The organism is Neobacillus sp. YX16 (genome assembly GCF_030123505.1).
Taxonomy (GTDB): domain Bacteria; phylum Bacillota; class Bacilli; order Bacillales; family Cytobacillaceae; genus Neobacillus.
Window position 1 is genome coordinate 654,590 of record NZ_CP126115.1, and the last position, 17,304, is coordinate 671,893.

Here is a 17,304-nt window from a genome sequence, read left to right on the forward strand (position 1 = left end):
GAAAAATCTCTGCTGAAAAAGGAGTTCAATAGTTATGCAGGATAATAAACAATACTATTCCAATCAGGAAGCAAAGGAAATGATCTGTGAAATCGGAAGAAGGGTGTATAACAGAAATTATGTAGCTGCGAATGATGGAAATATCTCAGTGAAAGTGAGTCCTAATGAAATTTGGACAACGCCTACCGGAGTAAGTAAAGGCTATATGACGCCTGACATGATGGTGAAAATGGACCTTTCTGGTAAAGTCCTTTCGGGAAATTTGAAACCTTCATCCGAGGTGAAGATGCACCTAAGGGTCTACAATGAAAACCCCGAAGTGAATGCCGTTGTTCATGCCCATCCTCCGGTTGCTACTTCATTTGCAATAGCAGGGATTCCTCTTGATAAACCAGTTTTACCAGAGGCAATTGTATTGTTAGGTAATGTACCAGTAGCGCCTTATGCTTTACCTGGAACACAAGAAGTACCCGAATCTATTGCTCCATATTGTAATACACATAATGCGGTACTATTGGCCAATCATGGAGCACTTACGTGGGGAAGGGATTTGATGGAGGCTTATTTTCGAATGGAATCTCTCGAACATTACGCTACGATCCTTATGTACTCCAATAATATTTTGAAAAAGGCGAATGAATTAAATCGTTCCCAAATCGCTGATTTAATACAAGTTCGAGAATCGATGGGAATAAAAGCAGGCGGAGTCCCTTTAAGTGAAACTGATGAGGATCGCTGAAGTTCAAGAAAGCGGCATAAAACACAAACTATACAGTTTGAGTCTTATGCTGCTTTTAATTAGTTTTTTACCTCTATTTCCTGTAATTTGTTGCCCACATTAAGTAATTCAGAGACAAATGACTGAATATCCCCAACAAGTACACCGCCGTGCCCAGTACACATCACTTCTACATCAAAAGAATTCATAGTCTCTAGTCCTTTTAGAAAAACATTTAGCTCGTCCTTAGCAACCCCTCCATTGCGTAAAAACTCCAGCCATTCATGTCTAAGGTCATTGCCAACTGAGACTAATCCATCTTTTGAAAGTGGATCACCAAAAAAGCACAGGAAATCACCTGTGAAAAGGACTTTTGATGGCTGATGATAGAATGCTAGCGAGCCAGGAGTGTGATGGCCAACCCAAAAGTATTCAAAGTTTTGAATCACTCCACGTTCTAACAAAATGAAATCGAACTCATCTGGTTCTGGACACTCGATAAGACTGCGTTCTTGATGATGAATATATTTTTTTGCATTTTTAAAAATAGATGTTCCTTGGACATGATCTTCATGACCATGTGTGGCTAAAACTAGTGTGACGTCTTCTGGTGTTTTACCTATTTGTTTTAGAGCTTGAACCAAATAGGAAGAATGCTCCTCTTTGCTGGAATCTATTAGAGTAATGCCATCTTCTTGTACAATAAAATAGCAGTTATTATAGGAATTCCACTTAGAATCCCAAATGGCTAAAATAAAAACATTTTCTTTTACTGCTTCAAATAAATACTCCAAATTCTTACCCCCATGATAACAACGTCCTTAGATTATTAAGTATATAAGATTTAGAATAGTCAAACAAATATTTTTGTAGATAATCGCAAATTAGGAACAGAAATGAGCGGTCATTCGCTTTATGATTATGGTGAGGGGGAAAGAAGATGAACTTATTAAAGAAAAAGGATCCGTATCAGGTTTACATTTATACCTGTTTCGTATCACAATTGTTTTTTACCTTTATATTTACCGTAAACTTGTTATATCAGGTAGAAATGGTTCAACTTGATCCACTGCAATTAGTTTTAGTGGGAACGGTTTTGGAGGCTACTGTTTTCATTTTTGAAATTCCTACAGGAATCCTGTCCGATTTAAAAAGCAGAAAGCTATCTGTCATTATCGGCTTTTTCTTAATTGGAATAGGTTTTATTATTGAAGGTATGTTTCCAATCTTTACAGCTGTGATTTTATCCCAAATCATATGGGGGATTGGATATACTTTTACGAGTGGTTCTCATCAAGCGTGGATTGCAGATGAAATTGGGGAAGAACGGGCCTCTTCAGCTTTCGTCAAAGGTGCTAAGGCAGGTAATCTCGGAAAAGTCCTTGCCATTCCTTTAAGCATGCTGGCAGGTTACTATATACTCAATTTGCCCATCATTTTAGGTGGTATTGGGTTGGTAGTGCTATCCATCCTTTTAGTTTTCTTTATGAAAGAAGAGAATTTTAAACCAGTTGAAAAAGTGGAGAGAGTATCAGTTTGGAAGAATATCAGGGAAAATATGAGTCAAATACTTTATTATTCTAAAGTAAATTACCTCATGAGAATCCTTTTTCTGATTGCGTTATTTTTTGGCCTTTACAGTGAGGGCTTTGACCGACTGTGGATTCCCCACTTTATTGAGCAATCAGGTCTATCGAACTTATCGGATAGTGAGTTAGTTTTGCTGATGGGCGGGGTTCAATTCATTGTCGTCCTTTTGACATTTGCAGCGCTCCATTTTGTTGATAATAGTTCCATACACCAGCATCTTAACCAGATTTACGTGGCCCTTTTTATTGGGAGCATTTTAATTATCAGTTCATTAATTGGTTTCGTCTTTACCACATTTGCTGTTGGTTTGTTAGCTTTTTATATCATCGTCCAAATTTCTAGAAGCATTATGTATCCATTGGAGACCGTTTGGCTGAATAAAATCATCCCGGATTCGTCTACACGTGCTACCTTTTTTTCTGTAAAAGGTCAGGTGGATGCGATTGGACAAATTGGCGGCGGTCCCGTAATTGGTGTGATCGCTTCAAACTTTACGATTAAAATAGCGATTATGATTAGTGCGCTTATTTTATTGCCTGTTCTATTCTTATATAGACACATCATGAGAAAAACTAGAAGGTGAATATTCATGATTATTATAGAAAATAGCCCCATAATAAATTTACATTTAGATAAATAAATATATGTCTTCAGATTTAGAATGGTTTTACAACCACTTTCTCTCGATGTTTAATTCATCTAAAGTTAATGTTCGTTTATTAGATAAGAGTTAAACGAAGCAACACTCTTTAGAAGTGTTGCTTTTGTACATATTTGAGCAATTGGTTAATAATATTTTCTATACAATTCTTGTCTAAGACTACCACTTAATTGGGCATAAATTTTTGTAGTTTCGCTCTTCTGGTGACCAAGTAGACTTTGGATAACATCAAGAGTTGCTCCATTATTCAACAAATGTGTTGCATAGCTATGTCTTAGTTGGTGTGGATGATGAATTACTTTACTAATCTCTACCCTATCAGAAATCCGCTTAACAATGTATCTCATTTGAGCAATGCTCATTCTATGTGGTTTACGTTCTGTAACAAAAATGGCCGGATCATTATCCTGACGATTATCTAAGTACCGTTTAAGCCAAATTTCACAACGAATATTAAAATATACTTCTCTTTCTTTATCACCTTTGCCTAGAACGATCGCTGATCGGTTTGACCAATTGATCCTGTTCTTATCTAGCGAAACAATTTCATCTATTCTACAACCTGTTGAAAACATAAATTCGAATAATGCCTTTTCCATAGGAGTGTCACAGGCTTCCCTTAAGTATTCGATTCTTTCCGATAAAAATTTTGGGATTCGTTTTCCTGCTTTAGGTTCTTTTAATTTAGCAACCTTCCTCGTATGACCAACGGAAAAGTGACTTTATAAAACGTATATGGTGAGCTAAGCTGGATGGCTTTAGATTTTCACTTGACTTTGCCAAGTATTCTTTTATTTTGATAGTAGTATTAATGGTTTCGAGTTTTACATCCTCAAAATACCGTATCACCAACAACACTTGAAGTTTATAGGCCTTTAAAGTTTGTTGGGAGAACCCTTCAATTCGTTTATCAGATTCATAAATTTCCCTGGCTTTTGATAATAGCAAAATACATCTCTCCCTAAAGATTCTATTTTTAAAGGAATTATTGACCTGATTATTAAATTTGACACAGTACTGCAATCTTCAACTATCGGATGCAGGTTTGTTAAAGAAGGAAATTTCTTTCAGTTCTAGAATATAGATAATCAATAACCTTAAATTTTACGGAAGTGGTGGGATAAATAAGACAAAACTTTTCTTTCTCTTTAGATAATAAAATGGAAAAAAGTATAATCGACAGACTACGGAGCGAGGGGTGTATTTTTGCTGAAGTAGAAACACAGTTACTTATCTCACAGGCTGGCAGTATCGAGGATTTAATGAAAATGGTAGAAATACGAGCCAGTGGCGTACCACTTGAATACGTACTTGGATTTACAAAGTTTTGTGGGCTGCGGATAGAAGTAGAACGGGGAGTTTTTGTTCCACGTAAACGTACGGAGTTTCTGGTTCAGCAGGCAGAAGCATTGACCCACATTTGTGATATTGTTGTTGATTTATGTTGTGGGTCTGGTGCAGTTGGTGCTGCAATAGCAACTGTCTTGAATAAGATTGTATTACACTCCGTTGACATTGATCCTGTCGCAGTAAAATGTTCTTCCCGCAACATAACTAAAATTGGTGGTCAAGTTTATCAAGGAGACTTGTATAATACGTTACCCCATACATTAAGAGGTCGTGTGAACATAATAGTTGCAAACGCACCTTATGTTCCAACTGATGCAATGAATCTACTTCCCCAGGAGGCCCGCTTATATGAACCAAAAGTGGCACTTGACGGAGGAAAGGACGGACTAGACCTTCAGCGAAAGGTAGCGGAAGAGGCTCCTCAATGGCTTGCTTCTGGAGGGCATCTATTGGTAGAGACGAGCAAAATGCAGGCTGCTCAAACCTTTGAAATTTTTGCGACTGCTGGATTAACTACCAAAATAGCAAGAAATGAAGAATTGGATGCAACAGTAGTTATTGGAAAAAATTAAGGCAAAGAGTAACTAAATAAGTTCCTTTGTCAGCTAAAAGGGGCAAGAGTTGAACAACGGGGATTGCTGCGGCGGTTCTTTTTTTGTTATTCAGCTAACGTGTGGGTGTGCGGCCGAGCATAGGTCGTATCATATAGCGGGTGGGATTCCCGTCGAGTAAGAACTAGCCATTCGCTCGTAGCGAGTCTTGAAGGACTAAAGGTAACTTTAGTCTTTAAGCGTAGACAGTTAGGTGGCGGGCCGAAAGCCCAAGGGTTGAAGGGATTGAGCTCCATAATGTTAGAAAATCGAGAGGGCTGATGACATACCTGCGTTCAGAAAGCTACATTTTATCTTTCGTTAATGGCAAGAAGGGTAAAACCTCTCTGGGGTCAGAGACCTTGGCACGTTACACATTGATATGATACGGCAACTCGGGAGACCCTACCGGTCTTTTCTTATTTTAATAGAAGAGTATGGTCTACAAGTGATAAAAAGCGAGGAAACCAAATGCCGTGTAGGGAGTCGGATAGCAGCGTAGTACCAATGAAGTTGGGTAATGCCGATGGAGGAAAGGCTAGCTACCAGTTATCACCCTTACTAGGGACACATTTACTACACACAGAGGTAGGTATAAATAAATGGAAACAAAACTACTAAGGATAGCAGAATTAGCAAAATCTAATCCTAAAATGAAATTTACATCTCTTGCACATCTTTTAGATAAGGAAGCATTAATTCAATGCCATCTTGAACTACCCAATAAGAAGGCAACTGGGATTAACGGTACTACTAAAGAGCAATACGATGAAAGTTTAGAAGAAAACATAGAGGACTTAGTAAGTAGGCTCAAAAGCAAAAGTTATCGTCCTGTTCCAGTAAGACGAATGTATATCCCAAAGCTCAACTCAAACAAGATGAGACCATTGGGAATACCGGAACAAGAAGATAAAATTGTTCAAAAAGGCATTACGAAAATACTAAATGCCATCTATGAAAATGACTTTCTAGACTGCTCATTTGGGTTCCGTCCAAATAGAAACTGCCACGATGCACTGAAAATACTGAATCATTATATTGAGAAGAGAGCAATAAGCTATGTAGTAGATGTAGATATTAAAGGCTTCTTTGATAACGTTGACCACAAATGGATGATGGAATTCTTGAAACTCCGAATCACTGACACTAACCTACTGAGACTAATCAGCAGGTTTCTTAAAGGTGGATACATGGAGGAAGGTAAGAAATACAAGACAGACAATGGTACACCGCAAGGTGGAGTGATATCTCCGATATTAGCCAATGTCTATCTCCATTACGTTCTTGATCTATGGTTTGAAAAAGTGGTTAAGAAACAATGTAAAGGCCAGGCGTATATAGTAAGATACGCAGATGATTTTGTTTGTTGTTTTCAGAATAAAAGTGAAGCCGAGCAATTCTTTCATTCATTAAAAGCGAGATTAAAGAAATTTAACCTAGAAATAGCCGAGGATAAAACTAAAATAATTCCCTTCGGACGGTTTGCGGAGAAGAATGCAAAACGTGACGGAATTGGCAAACCGGGTACCTTCGACTTCCTTGGATTTACTCACTATTGTGGGATAAGTAAGCACGGGAAATTCCGAGTAAAGCGGAAAACGAGCAGGAAGAAAGTCCAAGGCAAACTAAAAGGAACTAAAGAATGGCTGAAGAATAATAGGAATAAAGATATTCATATGATTATGGATAGATTTAAACGCTCACTAATAGGTTACTACAACTATTATTGCATCACAGATAATACCCAAACTGTTAACAACTTTAAAGAGAAAATCGAATGCTTACTATACAAATGGCTAAACAGAAGAAGCCAAAGGAAATCCTTTACTTGGGACAAATTCAGGCTCTTTCTTAATAAATATCCACTACCTTCACCAAGAATCAAAGTGAATATTTATGATTTAAGAAAAGAAATTAGCTATATTCTGTGAATGATAATTTGGAGGAGCCGTGTGCGTTAATAGCGCAAGCACGGTTCTGTGAGGGGGAGGAACACAATCTACCGTAAGGTAGAGAGGTTCCTTTCTACTCGACTTAGTTGAAAAAGAAAAAACGCTTAATGCGTATTTTTTACTCAAAACGAGAAAAAAATGAACTGTACTATGAAGACAGTTCAATTAATAAGTATTTTATTTTTTAAGAGGGGAAATGACATTGTTATAAAAAAATCTTTCCCATTTAGCCAACAAACCGTTTCCATTTTCACCACGTTGTATTTTAATTTCATGGTTCTTATGAAATTCTGCTATTCGTTTATTATGTTCTTTTTGCCATTGATGGAGTGCAACTTGTTTCATTTTTATTCCTCCTCCCGTTTAATACCTTAATTATATATCTCTGGTTGAAAACTACAAAGTAAATTTAGCCACAAAAATTGACAAAACAGTTGAAGAAAATTATGCAATGAGAATGTGAGTATGATATTTGAAATTGAACTTGTAAGAAGAAGAACAATGACGTAATACGAGGATATTGTGTACTTCTTGTTAAACTAACTGGGGCAAGAGTAAAGGAGTGGAGCTGTCATTTTGGCAGCTTTTCTTGTTCCACTAACTAGCAGGTTAATTGAAGAAGGGATGAAAAAAAGAAGGACAGATTAAACTAACCAACCTGTCCTGTTACCGTAGTAGACACCGTTACTTGATGACATGAATTAAACTTCATCCTCGCGGATAGTGACTACCTTTTCATGACCACATCGGTTAAATATAAACCAAGTTGCAATATATCCCCATCCATCGGGTCTCTGGTTTGTTTCTTCATAAACGTGACCTTTTAATTTACAGATGATTTTCGCTAAAATACCCATCATAAAAACCTCCTTCAATTAAAAGTTGATTTTCTGTTTTTTCATATTTATGCTCCATTGCTTGTCATCGTTGTTTTAAGTTTTCACTACAATCATTACAAAGAATTAAATTATCTGGCCTGGATCTATTTTCTTTGCATACAACGCATAACAGATTGGAGGGGGCTAAAAAAATTGTGAAGTATTACACTTAAAGTAACGAAGCAGGTTAGCATTCCTGTAGATCGTTAAATATCAGGTTTGAAAAAAATTGAGCCCCTCAGTAAGATACGAGTATAGAGTCCAATCCAACTCAGAGTCTTAAGGAGGAAGCCCTACTATGAATTTTAAAATGCAAGACAAACAAAATCAACTAATAGAAAGAATTTCCGATACACACCTTATTGTTGGTGTTGATATTGCTCAACAACTACATGTTGCAAGAGCAGTTAATTTTCGTGGAATTGTAGTCGGAGACCCTGTTACATTTGAAAATAATGAAGAGGGGTTCGTTAATCTATTAAACTGGATTCATGATTTAAAAAGATTAAAAAACCTAGATGCAGCAATAGTAGGTATGGAACCTACAGGCCATTACTGGATTAACCTGTCAAAATGGTTATATGACCAAAACATTGAGGTAGTAACAGTCAATCCCCACTTAGTAAAAAGAAATAAAGAGAATCGTGATAATACACAATCAAAAAGTGATAAAAAAGATGCACTCGTTATTGCAGATATGGTCAAAAACGGCTACTACTCCTTTATTCGTCCATCTTCAGAATCATTTGAGAAACTTAGAGTTCTAATGTCTAACCGTGATGTAATTGTTAAACGGCTCGTAATGTCTATTAATCAAATAAATAGATGGGTGGATGTTGTCTTTCCAGAGTTGCGACAAGTTTTTAACGATGTTTCGTGCAAAGGAGCAATCGCAACCCTTCGTTTGTTTCCAACTCCAGATGAAATATCATCAATGGAGTCACTGGAAGTCCAAAAGGGATGGAAGTCATTAATGAAAAGACAGCCAGGGCCAAGAAAAGCTCAATTATTAATCAATCTAGCAAAAACTTCTATAGGAACGGGACAAGCACTTGATGCTTATAAATTCCATCTAGAACAATTAATAGAAGAATATGACCTCGCTGTAAAACAACTCGAAAGAGTTGAACAACAAGTTAAAGAAGTTCTCTATAAAATACCATTTGCAATAAAACTACTTACGATTAAAGGAATAAGTGAAATTTCATTAGCTGGGATACTAGGTGAGTCAGGAGATTTAAGTGGATTCTCCCGCGGGAACTCTCTATTACGTCATGCAGGATTACACCTAGCTGAAGCAAGTTCAGGTAAATGGAAAGGTCAGATTGTCATTTCAAAGCGAGGAAGATCAAGACTCCGACGCTTTCTCTACTTAGCAACCATGAGCCTTGTGATGAATAACCCTGAATTTAAAGCGATCCATTCCCATAATGTGAAGGTTAAAAAGATAAAGAAAATGAAATCAATAATGAAACTGATAGGAAAACTAGCCAGGATTTTTGTAGGAATAGCACGACGAAACGAGTCTTACTGTCCAAGTAAAATCCAAGTATTAATCCCTTTAGCAGCATAGAAATAATACATTAGTTTTATAAATGCATCATTTAAAATTGTTAACTTTAATTTTTGAATGTTGTCTTATTCGTAGGATTTCAAATATGTACGGAGTACCAGGTTTCTTAAACAAAAGGGCACTGTGACCCATCAGGTTAGCATAACTGGCCTCCACCCCTTGGATAGGCATGACGAAGGAATGAGAGGGCGATTGACCCGTTGAGACATGGGAGGAAAAGCCTCCAGGGGCGGCGTGGAGATGTACATTATATGGTAAAATATGGAGTGGTAGCTGACTCCTTTATTTAACTATGCCTTCACAAAGCCAAGATGATCTGAACTCATTTCAATTACCCGTAAATCCAATTACAAGGGTTATGAAATCCTGCGAATAAGTGAGCATTCAAGAGATATTCGTATCAAACTGAGGGAGTTGAAGAACAAGATGGAAATATAGATGTTTTTATGTCGTATTTGACTAATACTGTGCAGTAATTCTTCTAAATATGGACATCCTTTAGTTAAAATTACCATGTCTAAAGGAGTCGGATTTTGATGAATCCAGGAGAAGAATTATTGTATATGTGGTTACTGTATTATCGATAATCCTTCCATGACATAGAGCAAATTATTATGTTCGTCCTCTTTCTTTCAATTCGGGCTTAAAAATCATCTCTTGCCATTTGTAGAAACCATAAATAATAACAGATAGAGCAACGAAAAGAATAAAACGTTCCCACGAAGAAATATTAACCAGTTTGTAAATCCCTAAAATATCTTGAAACAAATAATGAATGGGGAAAATAGCAAACATGAAATCCAATAAGATGTTAGTAACAAGATATATCCAAAATTTTCTGTAAGTAAAATAAAAAATCCATAAAGTTATTACCGGAAAAGCTCCAAACACCCCTGAAACAAATAAGGGTTTCAACCAAGGTATAAGCGTCTCATTAAATACCCAATGCTTTTGATTATTTGCAATCACGTTATAAATAATCATTAAATAGGAGGCGAAAATTGCTGAGGGCATAAAGCGTTTTATATCTTCTTTCTTTAACAAAAATAATGTAAACCATGGAGCAATAAGTAACGTCCATAGTATAATTTTGTTAAGCATACAATTCTCACCCTTTATGTCTGTTAATGTAATTAGTGTTTTCTGGTAATAAACGTTTTATACTTTTTTATTTTAGTTAATATACGACAGTCATTTAGTTGAACAACAATATTCTAAAAGTACATAACTTATTGCTACACAGTTCGAAGATTATATGCATGAGAAGAAATAGTGCTTGTTGCACTAACGGGTGCGTTAATCCAAGAAGGATTAACGCCTCTTTTTGTTGAACTTTCTTGAAGTAACGGGACAGGTTAATTGAAGAGAAATACCCCAATTACTGGTTTATTAAGTGAATAATTGAAAAAATAGTAATTATTTAGAGAGGGTGGCTAATTTTGCCAGAAATTAAAGAATTAGTTAGTAAATTAGACATCGAATTCGATATAAAAGCATTTGGAAAAGATCCTTCATTTAGTCGATTTATACCTAATGCCTATGACCCTTTACGATTTGATTGGAAATCTGCTTTTGAAAAGGAATTTGTTGGACTTTTTAATGGACTAATGTTAAAAGGTGCTTCAAAAGTTGAAAGAGTTTTTTTGGCTGTTTTTCCAACTGATTATGTATTGGAAAGGTTTCTAGAAGAAGGTAACGAGGGAGATTTATTGTTTATGCATCATCCCTTGCTAATGGAATGTGGAGACCCTAAAGGCAAATGGGGACAAGGATTTCTTCCCATTAAAGAAAAATACATTTGGCAAGTGAAGAAGAAAAAACTATCTATATACACCTGCCACATACCTATGGATTGTCATAAAAAATTAGGCACGAATGTTGCGATTGCCAGAGCATTAAAAGCTGAAATTATTGAGAGAGAATTATTAAATGAAATAAAGAATGATTTTTTACTAGTATGTAATATTGAAAAAACAAACACTGATGAATTAGTTTCAACATTGAAAGGTATTTTTGAAGTTCCCTATGTTGATTTTGAAGGTAAAAAATTAAATGAAATTCAAAGGATAGCAATTGTTGCTGGTTGTGGAGATAAAGTTGATTGGATGAAGGAAGCAGAAAGAAATGGCGTTCAAGCATATATTACAGGGGAAGTCCATTGCCATATTGATAACGATTATGGAAAACAAAGATACAAAGAAATGATAGAGTATGCTTCAAAAACATCAATGTCGCTTATAGGTGTTTCCCACTCTGCTTCAGAATATCTTGGACATAAAACTTTGATGAAAGACTGGTTTGAAAATAACTTTGATATTAAAACGGTTTTAATTCCACAGGAAAAATGGTGGTTATAAACAATGTTGAAAAATGTTTAATCAAAGGACTGTAAACTTATTTAGGTAACGGGTGCTAGTGTTAGGGATTGGGGGCTACTTCGGCAGCCCTTTTTCTTGTTCCACTAACGTTGCAGTTTACTTGAAGAAGGGTTTTGGAATATTTTCCAATTAATTAAATCAAGATAAACTAGGAGGGACTTACAGATAAGCAGGACGATAGGAATAAATAATAAAAATTGGGTGATTTAATTTAAGTAAATAATGTTAGGAGAGATTTATGAAAACAATACAATCTCCGGAAAAAGTTAAAGTGATGGGAGAATTACAAAAAAAAGTTACGGAAGCAAATGAAGAATATCTTGATTTTTTTGGTTAAGAAATACTCTTTTTCATTGGGATTTTTTTTTATCAGTAGCATTTACAATTATACCTTTACTTATATGGATTAAGTTAGAAATGTATATTCAAATGCTTCTCCAATACCAAGAGCATCTAGCCAAGTTGGATGAGCGAATAGATGCTTTGGCACGAGAAATAGAAAAATATAAGATTATCCAATCAATCCCTGGAATTGGTGAGATCGAGAGGTTCAATCATCCTAAAAACTGGTTGCTTTCTCTGGAATTGATCCGAGTGTGCATTCGTCTGGTAAATTTACAGCTACGATAAATCGGATCACCAATAGAGGTTCAAGTAGGTTGCGTCATGCCTTATATATGGCAGTTCTCTGTGGTATTAGGTGCTCTCGCAATAAGAAGTTAAAAGAGTTCTATGATAGAAAGCGAGATGAAGGAAAGCCCTTTAAAGTAGCCATGATTGCATGTACAAACAAACTTATTCATTGGATTTATGCCTTACTAAAGAGTAAAGAAAATTTCCTTGATTTAGTATAAAAGATACAATTAAGTAATACATGAAAAACCTTCCAGTAATGAAGATAAGGAGGGTTATTTGGCATGAATATTTTTATTATATCATTCGTTATTTTATAATTTTATAGAAAAATATTGACATCCTATTAGCTGGTTTAGTTTAAAAAGCCACGAAATAAATACGGATGAATAGCTTAGTTCATATGGATTGAGCTATTTTTTGCAAAACAAAAGCACCGCAAAAAGCGGTGTGAATTGATATGCATTTTGCTTTACATTATTAGTTATAATTTCACGTTTTGCGATAGGAAACGGAACCCATTAGAGTATTCATCCTCTTTCTTTAATAGGAATGTGTATCTCCATATAGATTCTTTCGTGATCCCAGTGGTGGCAATGCTCATCATAGTACTCAAAGTCATATGCCTCTTCATCCACTTCATAAGATGAGTGTGGAAACCAGTCCTCTACTATATAATTCCATGTTCCTTTGATCGCTGAAGCAAACTTCTCAACTTCAACCAAAGGAGTTCTGAACACAGCATAAGTAGCTGCTGGTATTTGTAATGATGTCAGTCCATCTGGAATTGAAGTATCTTTGTTCAAATCTACAGCAAATAAATAGATAAACTTATCTCCTACGGCTGAAGGACTTAAGTTTATACAGTACTCCCCGTGCTTTTTGGGGGATAGTGATTTATATAGAGATCTTTCGATGGAACCGTCTGCCAGCCCTTCTTGATCCCAAATCGCAGGTGCATCTCTTGTGTAAGATACATTCCCCATATTAATTTCGAATGTTTTACCTGCAACAGTGAAGGACTGCCTCTTCACAATCATAGGCTGCAATACGATGCCGCCCGTGTTCTTTTGATGAATGCTGTTCAAATCTAATTTATGCGGTAATGATTTAGGACAATGAATCTTAAATAAACTAGGAGGGCTTCCGAAGCATTTTTTAAAGGCTTTTGTAAAACCAGCATGGGTTTCAAATCCGTAATCCATGGCTATTTCGATTACCTTTTTCCCATTAATTAGTTCATGTAATGCATACTGAAGTCTCCTTTTTACGACATAGTCCATTAAGGAATATCCTGTATGCTTTTGAAAAACTCGATAAAAATGGAAAGGGGAATAGCCCGTCATTTTTGCTAAGTTCTCTGGATCAATTTCGTCTTTAATATGATCTTCGATATAATCGATTACCTGTTGTAGCAAGTCTAACTGTTGGATAAGAATCACCTCGGTATTTACCAATTCTATTAAATTATAATTTATTTTTGAACTTGTGTATCAACATTGTTTCTGTTGAAATTCTGCTGGCTGTCCTTCATTATAAAGATATAGACATTTGTATAAGTATATTTTTACGAAGGAAGTAGATTATGACGGAAGAAAATATAACCCGAATTCAACTGGATGGCAAAGAAATCATATTAATTGGTACGGCGCATGTTTCCAAACTAAGCGTGGAGCAAGTAAAAGAGGTCATTGACCGAGAACAGCCTGATTCTGTTTGTATCGAATTGGATGAACAACGCTACAAGTCGATTATGGACGGCAACAAGTGGAGAGAAATGGATATCTTCAAGGTTATAAAGGAAAAGAAGGCTACATTATTAATCATGAATCTCGCCATATCATCTTTTCAAAACCGCTTAGCCAAGCAATTTGATACAAAACCAGGGCAAGAAATGATCCAAGGAATTGAATCGGCAAAAGAAATAGGGGCTGAGCTCGTTTTAGCCGATCGTAATATCCAAATTACCTTCTCGCGCATTTGGGGGAATGTTGGGGTCTGGGGAAAAGCACAGCTGCTCACGTCAATTATCTATAGTATTTTCAATAAAGAAACCATTTCAGAAGAAGAACTTGAGAAAATGAAGACTCAAGATACATTGAATGCTTCGCTTGCTGAAATTTCAGAAGCGTTTCCTAAATTAAAGAAACCTTTAATTGATGAACGCGATCAATACCTAGCTCAAAAAATTAAAGAAGCACCCGGTAAAAAAGTTGTGGCAGTTCTAGGAGCGGCACACGTTCCAGGAATCACAAAAGAGATTCACCATGACCAGGATTTACAAGCTCTCACAAAAACAAAGCCAAAATCAAAAACACCGCAAATTATCGGCTGGGCAATCCCGGTACTCATTGTTGCACTGATTGCATTTACCTTTTTTCTCAATCCATCCGCTGGTATGGATCAAGCAATTAGCTGGATCCTCTGGACTGGAATTACAGCTGCACTCGGTGCAACTGCTGCATTGGGACATCCACTGGCTATATTAGCAGCCTTTATAGCGGCGCCCATCACCACCTTGCATCCATTACTTGCCGCAGGCTGGGTATCGGGGCTTGTGCAGGCTTATATCAAACGCCCAAGTGTGGCAGACTTTGAAACCTTATCAGAAGATGTTTTTACACTTAAAGGCTTTTGGCGTAATAAATTTACAAGGGTCCTGCTGGTCATCATCCTAACCAACATTGGAGGTTCATTTGGAACCTTTATAGGGGGAGCAGACGTTATCCGTACGTTTTTCAATAATTTATAAAAAGGTACCTTCCATACGGAAGGTGCCTTTTTATGTAAATGTAGAAGGTTGTCGAACGTTTACAAGGTAATGGGGCAGTTAGCTGAAGTAGAATAGAGGTAATAGACTAGTAGAAGGGGTTGGGAATGGTTGAATATTTATCTCATCCGTCATGGTGAAGCAGAGCATAATGTGGATAAAACAGTGATGGCGCATACTCACGATTCACAGCATAGTTTAACGGAGCTCGGTCATAAACAAGCACAGGTAACGGCTGAATTCTTCAAAACAATAGCTACTCCAAGGACGGTTTTGTATAGTTCTCCTTATTTACGTACCATGCAAACAGCTCAAGCGATTCATTCCTCGTTGCCAGAGGGTATTCCTTTTTACGAGAATCCGTTAATAAGAGAGTGGGAGCTGGGAAATCTTTATGACTTTACGGATCGCACTCCTGAAAAGAAGAAAGAATTCAAAGCAGCAGGTCAATTTTACTTTCGCTTTCAGAACGGGGAATCATTAGCAGATGTGTATTTAAGAGCAACGATGTTCATGAACACCGTGGTTGAACGGGCGAAACAGCAGCAGCGATATGATAATGTTGTTATTGTAACGCATGCCGCCTTTATTCATATGCTGTTAACCTTTCTGATGAATTGGCCAATTGAGGATTTGAAAAATTTTAAACCGGTAGAAAATGCCTCTGTTATTAAAATAAATGAAGTAGATGGAGATTATCAGCACAAGAAAATCTTTGTTCCCATCGTTAACTGAAGCTTTTAAAATGCACCCTCAATGATCTAATTGGGGGTGTATTTTTGTTGGATTACTGTAGAATAATTCTTTTATTTTCAAAAATAGCAAAATATTATTTGCGATTACTGATAAACATAGAGAAAACGCTTGCAAGAATATTTTTAATTATTTTAATTGACTGAAAAGTATAATTATATTATTATTCTAATAATAACTTTAATCTTTCGTAAGACGAAGGATTAGTAAATTCATCCAAGAAAGAAGGGACTCTTATGTCGCAGATGTTAGCTTTAGTCATTCTTATGGCCATTTTATTTATCGGAGATTTAGTTGCAGTTCGAACCAAGGCATGGGTACCTTCTATATTCGTTTGCGCGGTCTTGTTCCTTTTAGGATATTGGACATTCTTCCCGCAGGATATCGTTGCACTTGCAGGTGTACCGCCAGTTGTTGCAACGATGATGATGTACTTATTAATTACAAATATGGGAACTTTATTATCGCTTCAAGAATTGAAGAACCAGTGGAAAACAATCATCATTGCTCTTTCAGGTATTTTAGGAATTATCGCTCTTCTATTTGGAATTGGAACATTCATTTTTGGTTATGAGACAATTGTCGTCGCCATTCCTCCTTTGGTTGGTGGAGTCGTATCGGCATTGATTATGTCAGAGGGAGCCAAGGAAGCAGGTCTTGCCACTTTATCTGTTTTTGCCATCGTTATATATGTCATGCAAGGATTTGCTGGTTACCCAATCACTTCTATTGTTTTGAAAAAAGAGGGAAAGAGACTGCTTCAGCAATATCGCAGTGGACAACTTGCAGGAGAAGCGCAGAGTAAGGCTGCAGCGGAAGTCGCGGCAACAGCAGCGGAAATTAAGCCTGAGTTAAAGCTCTTTAAAAATATGCCAGCAAAGTATAATACAGATTTCTTTAAATTTTTAAGACTATCATTGGTAGCATACCTTGCCTATTTAACTTCAACTCTATTAGCACCAATTGTTACGGTCAGTCCGTTTGTTCTCTGCTTACTGTTTGGGGTAATCGCCACTAGTGTTGGATTCTTGGAAAAGCAAGTATTACAAAAAGCAAATGGTTTCGGATTTGCTATCATGGCGCTTATGCTCTTTATCTTTGATGGTTTAAAACAGGCGACACCAAGCATGATGCTTGAGATTATTTATCCGCTTGTCGGCACAATCGTATTAGGGGTAATCGGGATGTATATTTTCTCCTTCATTGCAGGAAAGCTTCTAAAAGTTAGCAAGGAAATGGCGTTCGCTGTTTCACTAACGGCTTTATATGGATTTCCAGCCGATTACATTATCACAAATGAAGTAATTAAATCCTTAACAGAAGATGAAAAGGAAAGAGAAATACTGACTAGCCATATGCTCCCTCCTATGCTGGTTGGAGGCTTCATAACGGTAACCATGGTGTCAGTTGTACTAGCAGGAATCTTTGTAGGATTCTTGTAAGAAAGGGTTTGAGGTA

Annotated in this window: 14 protein-coding genes and 2 pseudogenes; 10 read left to right on the plus strand and 6 right to left on the minus strand. The window is 36.6% G+C overall.

Annotated features, from left to right (window positions below):
* Positions 1-34 precede the first annotated feature (34 nt).
* Positions 35-739 carry a class II aldolase/adducin family protein gene (locus tag QNH48_RS03220; protein ID WP_283953744.1) on the plus strand — a complete coding sequence of 235 codons (705 nt, stop codon included), beginning with the start codon at positions 35-37 and terminating at the stop codon, positions 737-739.
* 59 nt (positions 740-798) lie between these two features.
* Here QNH48_RS03220 and QNH48_RS03225 read toward each other — a convergent pair whose 3' ends face one another.
* Positions 799-1,512: an MBL fold metallo-hydrolase gene (locus tag QNH48_RS03225; protein ID WP_283953745.1), complete on the minus strand. Its 714-nt coding sequence runs from the start codon at positions 1,510-1,512 to the stop codon at positions 799-801.
* Between the two features lie 146 nt (positions 1,513-1,658).
* On the opposite strand from QNH48_RS03225, the gene QNH48_RS03230 reads away from it, so the two are divergent.
* Positions 1,659-2,891 (plus strand): MFS transporter, encoded by a 1,233-nt coding sequence (locus tag QNH48_RS03230; protein WP_283953746.1) that lies wholly within the window; start codon positions 1,659-1,661, stop codon positions 2,889-2,891.
* Between the two features lie 203 nt (positions 2,892-3,094).
* On the opposite strand, the pseudogene QNH48_RS03235 reads toward QNH48_RS03230, so the two are convergent.
* Positions 3,095-3,917 (minus strand): annotated as a pseudogene (locus QNH48_RS03235) (tyrosine-type recombinase/integrase).
* 212 nt (positions 3,918-4,129) lie between these two features.
* Between QNH48_RS03235 and QNH48_RS03240 the strand changes: the two are divergent.
* Both QNH48_RS03240 and ltrA read left to right on the plus strand, forming a co-directional pair.
* Positions 4,130-4,891 (plus strand): putative protein N(5)-glutamine methyltransferase, encoded by a 762-nt coding sequence (locus QNH48_RS03240; protein ID WP_283953747.1) that lies wholly within the window; start codon positions 4,130-4,132, stop codon positions 4,889-4,891.
* Between the two features lie 620 nt (positions 4,892-5,511).
* Positions 5,512-6,840: a group II intron reverse transcriptase/maturase gene (ltrA, locus tag QNH48_RS03245; protein ID WP_283951264.1), complete on the plus strand. Its 1,329-nt coding sequence runs from the start codon at positions 5,512-5,514 to the stop codon at positions 6,838-6,840.
* A gap of 198 nt (positions 6,841-7,038) precedes the next feature.
* Here the strand turns inward: ltrA and QNH48_RS03250 are convergent, their stop codons facing one another.
* Positions 7,039-7,206 (minus strand): hypothetical protein, encoded by a 168-nt coding sequence (locus QNH48_RS03250; RefSeq protein ID WP_283953748.1) that lies wholly within the window; start codon positions 7,204-7,206, stop codon positions 7,039-7,041.
* 356 nt (positions 7,207-7,562) lie between these two features.
* Positions 7,563-7,721: a hypothetical protein gene (locus QNH48_RS03255; protein WP_283953749.1), complete on the minus strand. Its 159-nt coding sequence runs from the start codon at positions 7,719-7,721 to the stop codon at positions 7,563-7,565.
* 316 nt (positions 7,722-8,037) lie between these two features.
* Between QNH48_RS03255 and QNH48_RS03260 the strand changes: the two genes are divergently transcribed.
* Positions 8,038-9,312, plus strand: a complete 1,275-nt coding sequence (locus QNH48_RS03260; protein WP_283953750.1) for an IS110 family RNA-guided transposase — start codon at positions 8,038-8,040, stop codon at positions 9,310-9,312.
* Between the two features lie 612 nt (positions 9,313-9,924).
* On the opposite strand, the gene QNH48_RS03265 is transcribed toward QNH48_RS03260, so the two are convergent.
* The gene (locus QNH48_RS03265) at positions 9,925-10,413 is read right to left on the minus strand and encodes a hypothetical protein (RefSeq protein WP_283953751.1); all 489 of its coding nucleotides are present in this window, start codon (positions 10,411-10,413) and stop codon (positions 9,925-9,927) included.
* Positions 10,414-10,751: 338 nt separating this feature from the next.
* On the opposite strand from QNH48_RS03265, the gene QNH48_RS03270 reads away from it, so the two are divergent.
* Both QNH48_RS03270 and QNH48_RS03275 read left to right on the plus strand, forming a co-directional pair.
* Complete coding sequence (locus QNH48_RS03270; protein ID WP_283953752.1) at positions 10,752-11,669, plus strand: Nif3-like dinuclear metal center hexameric protein; 918 nt, start codon at positions 10,752-10,754, stop codon at positions 11,667-11,669.
* Between the two features lie 426 nt (positions 11,670-12,095).
* Positions 12,096-12,544 (plus strand): annotated as a pseudogene (locus tag QNH48_RS03275) (transposase); the annotation flags it as partial.
* A gap of 309 nt (positions 12,545-12,853) precedes the next feature.
* Here QNH48_RS03275 and QNH48_RS03280 read toward each other — a convergent pair.
* The gene (locus QNH48_RS03280; RefSeq protein ID WP_283953753.1) at positions 12,854-13,765 is read right to left on the minus strand and encodes an AraC family transcriptional regulator; all 912 of its coding nucleotides are present in this window, start codon (positions 13,763-13,765) and stop codon (positions 12,854-12,856) included.
* Positions 13,766-13,908: 143 nt separating this feature from the next.
* Between QNH48_RS03280 and QNH48_RS03285 the strand changes: the two genes are divergently transcribed.
* The 3 genes from QNH48_RS03285 (at position 13,909) to QNH48_RS03295 (ending at position 17,288) form a co-directional block, all read left to right on the plus strand.
* The gene (locus QNH48_RS03285; protein ID WP_283953754.1) at positions 13,909-15,075 is read left to right on the plus strand and encodes a TraB/GumN family protein; all 1,167 of its coding nucleotides are present in this window, start codon (positions 13,909-13,911) and stop codon (positions 15,073-15,075) included.
* A 129-nt stretch (positions 15,076-15,204) separates the two neighbouring features.
* On the plus strand, positions 15,205-15,828 hold the full coding sequence (locus QNH48_RS03290) for a histidine phosphatase family protein (protein ID WP_283953755.1): 624 nt from the start codon (positions 15,205-15,207) through the stop codon (positions 15,826-15,828).
* Between the two features lie 254 nt (positions 15,829-16,082).
* On the plus strand, positions 16,083-17,288 hold the full coding sequence (locus QNH48_RS03295) for a hypothetical protein (protein ID WP_283953756.1): 1,206 nt from the start codon (positions 16,083-16,085) through the stop codon (positions 17,286-17,288).
* Positions 17,289-17,304: the final 16 nt, after the last annotated feature.

What these genes read in the sequence shown, in the direction of transcription:
- QNH48_RS03220 (WP_283953744.1), top strand. Translation starts at nt 35, where the DNA reads ATGCAGGATAATAAACAATACTATTCCAATCAGGAAGCAAAGGAAATG.
- QNH48_RS03230 (WP_283953746.1), top strand. Translation starts at nt 1,659, where the DNA reads ATGAACTTATTAAAGAAAAAGGATCCGTATCAGGTTTACATTTATACC.
- QNH48_RS03240 (WP_283953747.1), top strand. Translation starts at nt 4,130, where the DNA reads ATGGAAAAAAGTATAATCGACAGACTACGGAGCGAGGGGTGTATTTTT.
- ltrA (WP_283951264.1), top strand. Translation starts at nt 5,512, where the DNA reads ATGGAAACAAAACTACTAAGGATAGCAGAATTAGCAAAATCTAATCCT.
- QNH48_RS03250 (WP_283953748.1), bottom strand. Translation starts at nt 7,206, where the DNA reads ATGAAACAAGTTGCACTCCATCAATGGCAAAAAGAACATAATAAACGA.
- QNH48_RS03255 (WP_283953749.1), bottom strand. Translation starts at nt 7,721, where the DNA reads ATGATGGGTATTTTAGCGAAAATCATCTGTAAATTAAAAGGTCACGTT.
- QNH48_RS03260 (WP_283953750.1), top strand. Translation starts at nt 8,038, where the DNA reads ATGAATTTTAAAATGCAAGACAAACAAAATCAACTAATAGAAAGAATT.
- QNH48_RS03265 (WP_283953751.1), bottom strand. Translation starts at nt 10,413, where the DNA reads ATGCTTAACAAAATTATACTATGGACGTTACTTATTGCTCCATGGTTT.
- QNH48_RS03285 (WP_283953754.1), top strand. Translation starts at nt 13,909, where the DNA reads ATGACGGAAGAAAATATAACCCGAATTCAACTGGATGGCAAAGAAATC.
- QNH48_RS03295 (WP_283953756.1), top strand. Translation starts at nt 16,083, where the DNA reads ATGTCGCAGATGTTAGCTTTAGTCATTCTTATGGCCATTTTATTTATC.